Genomic DNA, 6,344 nt, shown 5'->3' with positions numbered 1-6,344 from the left:
GGCTTTGTTGCACAAAGAGAGCAAATAGGGTAAAAATAACAGTGCGTGGCACAATCAACCTACACCAAAGTAGATATGAGTAAGTCCAAGTCTAGGTCTAAGTCCAAGCCCAAGTACCGAGTCAGTAACTGGTCTGAGTATGATGCTTCCTTAAAGCAAAGAGGGAGTATGACATTTTGGCTGACTGATGAAGTAATAGAGCAGTGGGTAAACCAACAGAGGACAGGACGCAGGGGAGCATCAAATACATATAGTGATACAGCCATTGAGTTTATGGTGACTATACAATCATTGTTTAGTCTGGCCGGACGACAGACCGAAGGTTTTGTGGAATCTATATTTGAATTGATGGACCTAGATTTACCGATACCAGACCATAGCACTGTATCCCGTCGATTACAAAAACTGAATGTTCAACTGCCAGTTATACCAACCAATGAAGCCATTCCGGAAGGTAGTAGACTCTACAGGGGTGAAAGTGTACGGGGAGGGTGAATGGAAAACAAGAGTTCATGGTATAAGTAAACGGCGTACATGGCGTAAGTTACATTTAGGAGTAAATGAGGCTACAGGAGAGATAGTCAGTGGGGTCGTCAGCACCAATGATCTGAGTGATGACCAAGTATTTTCTGACCTCTTAGATGGAGTAGACGGTGAAATAGGCCAAGTATCAGGAGATGGAGCCTATGATAAGTATAAGTGTTATGAGAAAGCCAGGCAACGAGGGGCAAAAGCAACTATTCCACCCAGGAAAAATGCAGTAATAGGTCAACATGGCAACTGTAAATACACACCTCATCCCAGAGATGAAAATCTCAGAAGAATCAGAAAAGTAGGACGCCAAAAATGGAAACGTGAATGTGGCTACCATCGACGCTCCTTATCTGAAACTACTATGTTTAGGCTCAAAGTAATATTTGGAGGGAAGTTGAGACGACGAAAATTTGATGCTCAGGCAGTGGAGTTATTCATACAATGTACCATGCTCAACCTTATGATTCAAACGGGTAAGCCCAAAAGCTACAAAGTTGAAATCTAGCTCACTTCCATAAGGGAGTTGCTGCGATCGCTACTTTCATGCAACAAAGCCCTTCCCTACTAAACCTATGACTATATCGTTGCTGCGCTCTTTTTTCTGAGAATCTTAACGATAAGCTTCTCAGACTCTTAAATCGTGCGCATTCAGTAACGCTGCGCTGCACCCGCTCCCAACACGAGCTTAAGTTGAAAATCAACAACTAAATTAATAATAAAAGCAGCGCTCGGTTGGGGAGCGGGTGCTACTGAATGCGCTGAAGATATAGTTCTATCTAAATGTTTTAAATATTTAGATAGAACTAACTCAAAAAGTTAGTATAAAAGGATTTAAAGCAGCACACTAACGGGATTTCGATAAGGTTTAAAGAATCAATCGTTGCTGCGCATTTATTTTATGAGGGGATTAAGCGACAATCCCCTCATACTCCCAAGTCGCCGGATAAAACTGTTGCTCCGCGACGGTTTTGTCTGGTACAAAAGTTTTAATCTATACTACAAAAACTAAGCTTAACCATACAAATCCAGTTCCAAAAGGGAAAGATGATCAGCCCTTGATTTGTAACTTCAATAAAGTGAAGTAAGAAACTATAGTATAACTTATTAGTTCTCTCATCATTAATACCTATGAGTTCTCTTGATCGTTAATAATAATTAGTATGATTTATAGTTCTCCGTATGTCCATGTATAAAATTTCAGCATTTTGAGTAGACAATATCGTATTAATAGATTTAATATGGATATTACACACCTGATTAATTAATCAACACAAAAAGTCAGAATCAAATCTTTCAGTGTTCCAAAAATCAAAAAGCATTTTACGATTATCCATGGCAAGGTCAAAAAGGGAGAAATAAACAACACCTTGAACCCGCTTAAAACTCTTTAATTCAAAGCCCAAGAGAGACAAACACCACTTCACAAGGTGAATATCAAAAGACTCTATAGAAAGGTATCGAATACTCCATAAATCCTTAATCGTAAAATCAGCCTCAGCCAGTTTCTTAAAACCACACCGAATATTACTCCCAACCTCATTAATTAACAAGTGTTTATTAAAATAAAACTCATCAGGATTATTAATTATTTCGATGACATTAAAGCGAGTCAAATAAGCTACTTTTAATGCCATACATTTCTTATTCAAATCAATAGAAAATTCCTTATCATTGAGCCTCAATTTGTCAAATTTATGAGTTACTTCCAAACCTAAAGTTAAAAGCCAGTGAAGATTTATTTTAGGTAGTAACTTAGCATCATCGAGCTGCAAAATACTATGAGTTAATTGAAGCTTTTTGCTTTTAGGAGTAATATATCTGACCAAACTATTCTTACGCTCCATCAATCTTTCATCTAAAGTTTTCTGCTTTTTATCTTTGAGTTTCTGAAAGTCTGAATCAGTAAGCAAAGGAGATGCTATTATCTGGTCATATTGGGCTTGAATATTAGTAATTTTGTTAGCATTTATAATTTGCTTTAGCTTACACTTTTCCTCTTTTTTTATAGCGGAATTATTGATTCTGATAGTTTTGTAATCGCTAGCAAATTTTGCAATCACTGATTTTACTAGCCTTCTTAGGTGAGTATTAGTAATAGCTCCTCTTGTAGCCCAATAAGTTAAGCAAGAATCATTTATATAAACATCTAAGTTGTCATCAAAATGATGAAATATCAACTCATTCACTTTAAGTTGATTCTTTTGAGAACTTATTAATCCAGAAGCAAACAAAGAACCATTTCCAATCAAACAAGAAGACGAGCTTGAAGACCATATATATCTAGGAATTGGTTTCCGAATTCTTGCCATAGCTTGAGAAAAACTATTAACAGGAGTAATCCCCCAACTCATACCCCAATAGCTATCAAAATGCTCAGAGGTTATATCTATGCCAGTTTCTAAAACTGGTGAGATAAGAAGCACATCAGGAATTTCTGTTTCTATGAATTCATTGATGTTATTCATACAGTTGAATTCTCTTCTTTGTGGGTCTACAACTGTATGAGCATCAATCCGCATTACTTTTATATGCGGATATTGTTTCTTTAAAAGTATTTCTAAATTTTGTGTACTGTAGGAACTAGAGATTCTTTGACTGGAAGTAAAGAAACAAATATTATCACCCCTATCAATAGCTTTATACAAATCTCCTAAAAAAACTTGAGGTTGTGTCTGAGTATAAATATGACAAGTTCCAATTTTGTCTTTATATTGATTCTCAACAATAAATACTTTCTCTCCAGTATTTGCTTCTAGGAAATCTATCACATCTTGAGTAATATCAGCACTAGAAACTATTACTTTACTAGCTATTTTCAGCATCATAATAAAATTCTCAATGATAACAGGACGATGTTTTCTTACCTCTGTAGACGAATTTACTAGATGGTCTAAGACCTGGTCTATCTCGTCAATCACAAGAATGCAATCAGCAAACCTTTCTATATCAAATTTAACTGAACTATTTTTTCTCATAGAATCAACGCAAAGCGACAAACCAAACACTTCATCTAGTGATTCTCTATGGTTAAAAGCGTTCGCAATCTGAAAGCGACTCGAAAGTTCACTCATCAATTGAACTCTATGAGTAGGCACTAAAATCTTAATTCCACACTCAGAATATTGAGCAGTGTAGTCACTAATTGCTGCTGTTTTACCTGTTCCCTTCGCTGATAAAATTGCTGTTACTTTGTTATTATCAATTGCTTCTGTAATTTCAGGAAGGCATTTTTTATTCTTATCAGTAAGATATCTGGAGTTCAATGTTAAGTCAGGAGTAACTTTTTGAAACGTTTCCCCAAACAAACAATCTTCATATTTTAAATGTCGTTCATCTCCATCATAGTCAAACAAATAATCATCTATTCCTTTAGAATTAGTATTTGACCATGTACATTTTTCAAACTCCTTTGAAATTCCTAGTATAGAAATTTGCTTAATAAGTTTTTGTGCTGCTTTAGCAACATGATTTATTGTCTTTTCTTTTTTGTCGTTGTCGTAATAGAAGCAGAACTTGTGACCCTTAAACTGGTGAAATGTTTCGAGTAATTTCTTATCAACTTTAGAGTTATGGAAGTTCCATACTCCTGATAGGGCTATAGCAGGTACTCCAACAGACATTAATGCCATTGACTTTTTAGCACCTTCTGTAATTCCTATTTTGATTTTTTTATTAGTAGATATCCACTTCCAAGCATCCTCATAGCAAGCATTTAAGTCGCCTTTAGGATATATTTTAATATTGTTTCTTTCGGCAATTAACTTTATGTGATGGTAAGTAATTCGAGGGATAAAAGTTCCATTGGGAACCCCCAATATTTGTTCGTATTTAATATACTTACCTTCTTTGCTTTTATCTGGTCTGGGATTATCTGGTTTGAAGTGGGGGATTAATCCTTGTTTGGTTTGGAAATACACAAACCAAGCCCCAGCAAGGAGATGGTTGGTTTTTTCTAGTAGTCGGCCTGCTGGTCGGCCTGTATTAGTACGATCACCTTGCCAATATTCAAAATATTTGGACTGAAGCTGGAAACCCTCTGAGGAGTTGACGTTCAGAGATATTAGTAAATCATCGATGAAACTTTTCTTTAGCTCTTGATAATGACGGCTAAATACTGTAGAATATAGCTTTGACATGGTATTTGAGATTAGTGAGATTTTTTCAACATACCATGTCCCCCTTACTTGGGGCAAAGTGGGGAGAGTTTTGATATCAGCTCTCCCTTTTAGTATTTAAACATTCATTCTCCGATGCCTAGCGCAATGATTAAGGCTCGTTAAATAGTTTTACACACAAATCATCATTCAAAGGAAATCTTGCAGCTTAAATGCAATTCCTGTTTCCAATGATTTGATGTTTTAATTGAATTTCATCCCCTCAAAACATCAAATCATTGATACATATACGTTTCATCTACACAAACACAACTTTTTTGAGTTAACGTCTTAGTATCAAGAATAGAATAAAGAATAGACATTGGCTCTGCCTGGGACCCCCCCCAAAGGGTCCCCCCCAGGCAAAGCAACGTCAATTCTTTTTCCTTTTTCTTTTTTTATTTGATTTTTCTACTTTTTCTTTTTGCTTTGCAACAGATAATAAATGACGATGGAGAATCAAGTAGTACCTTTGAAGTATATCTTCATAATAAAAATTATTCATCTATTAAACTATTCCAGATACCAATTTTCTGTTCTTTTGCTGAATTCTCTGCAAAATTAAAAACATCAGAATTAGGGCAATTCTGATAATCTCCACTCAATCTGGCTAAACCATTTAATAATAAAAGCCCAGTAATAGATTCCTGCTCATTTCCGAATGTTACCCAAATATCACCATACCAAAAACCATGTTTGCTTTTGCTCGCAAATATAGTAGGAAGTTCTTGTGGAGATTGTTTCAATTGCTTTTCCAAATAAAACTTGGCTTCTGAAGTTAAATCAATTAATCCACAAAGTTGTAGATCACGTTTATAAGAACTCCTTTTTAAAATTAAGCGACCACCATCAACTACCGACTCAACTTGCCAATATTCAGTTTCAGGTATATGACTATCTTTAAAAGTTAAAATATCAGTAAGCTGAGTGCATCCTGACAAAAGTATTAACACTCCAATCAAACTTTGAAAAAACACATTTTTGACAAACATTTTACAGTCTCTAACAAGTAATAACAGTAGTTAAATATGACATCTCTTCAATTTAATTGCAAGTTAAATATTTACTGATTGCAGTGATATCAATAAGTGCTGTTTACTGATTGCAGTGATATCAATAAGTGCTGTTTACTGATTGCAGTGATATCAATAAGTGCTGTTTACTGATTGCAGTGATATCAATAAGTGCTGTTTACTGATTGCAGTGATATAGGTGCTTGTTCTATCTAAATATTTTAAATTTTTAAATAGAATTATATGCAACAGTTCAGCTCGCGTCGCACTCCAGTCGTACTCAAATTGAAAACAATCAAATTTCAATTGTCTCCTGCAAGTGTTCGGAGCCAACTGAAATTTGTTGTTTTCTAATTTTCGTTCTTCTTCCATTGCTCCTGGCTCGCTACGGTGTCGGCGAACAATGATTTCTTCAGTTTCAAAAAAACGTACAACAACCTAAACAGATAATGGGGACAAGGGTGAGACAGGAAGTACAAATAAGAGGCTTTGCCCTCCTTATTTGTACTTCCCTACGGCTTTGTTGCACAAAGAGAGCAAATAGGGTAAAAATAACAGTGCGTGGCACAATCAACCTACACCAAAGTAGATATGAGTAAGTCCAAGTCTAGGTCTAAGTCCAAGCCCAAGTACCGAGTCAGTA

At 35.6% G+C, this 6,344-nt stretch carries 2 protein-coding genes and 1 pseudogene; 1 reads left to right on the top strand and 2 read right to left on the bottom strand.

Annotated elements, in window-relative coordinates; genetic code table 11:
• The first annotated feature begins 75 nt into the window (after positions 1-75).
• Positions 76-1,039 (top strand): annotated as a pseudogene (locus tag F6K40_RS37975) (IS5 family transposase).
• A gap of 760 nt (positions 1,040-1,799) precedes the next feature.
• Here the strand turns inward: F6K40_RS37975 and F6K40_RS37970 are convergent.
• A complete protein-coding gene (locus F6K40_RS37970; protein WP_293144793.1) occupies positions 1,800-4,670 on the bottom strand; it encodes a plasmid replication protein, CyRepA1 family in 2,871 nt (956 codons plus the stop codon).
• Between the two features lie 515 nt (positions 4,671-5,185).
• Positions 5,186-5,680, bottom strand: a complete 495-nt coding sequence (locus F6K40_RS37965; RefSeq protein ID WP_293144790.1) for a thermonuclease family protein — start codon at positions 5,678-5,680, stop codon at positions 5,186-5,188.
• Between the last annotated feature and the right edge of the window lie 664 nt (positions 5,681-6,344).

Origin of the sequence: Okeania sp. SIO3I5 (genome assembly GCF_010672085.1) — a bacterium.
Taxonomy (GTDB): domain Bacteria; phylum Cyanobacteriota; class Cyanobacteriia; order Cyanobacteriales; family Microcoleaceae; genus Trichodesmium.
Note: the sequence above shows the minus strand (reverse complement) of the source record. Positions and strands in the feature narration are given on the sequence as shown.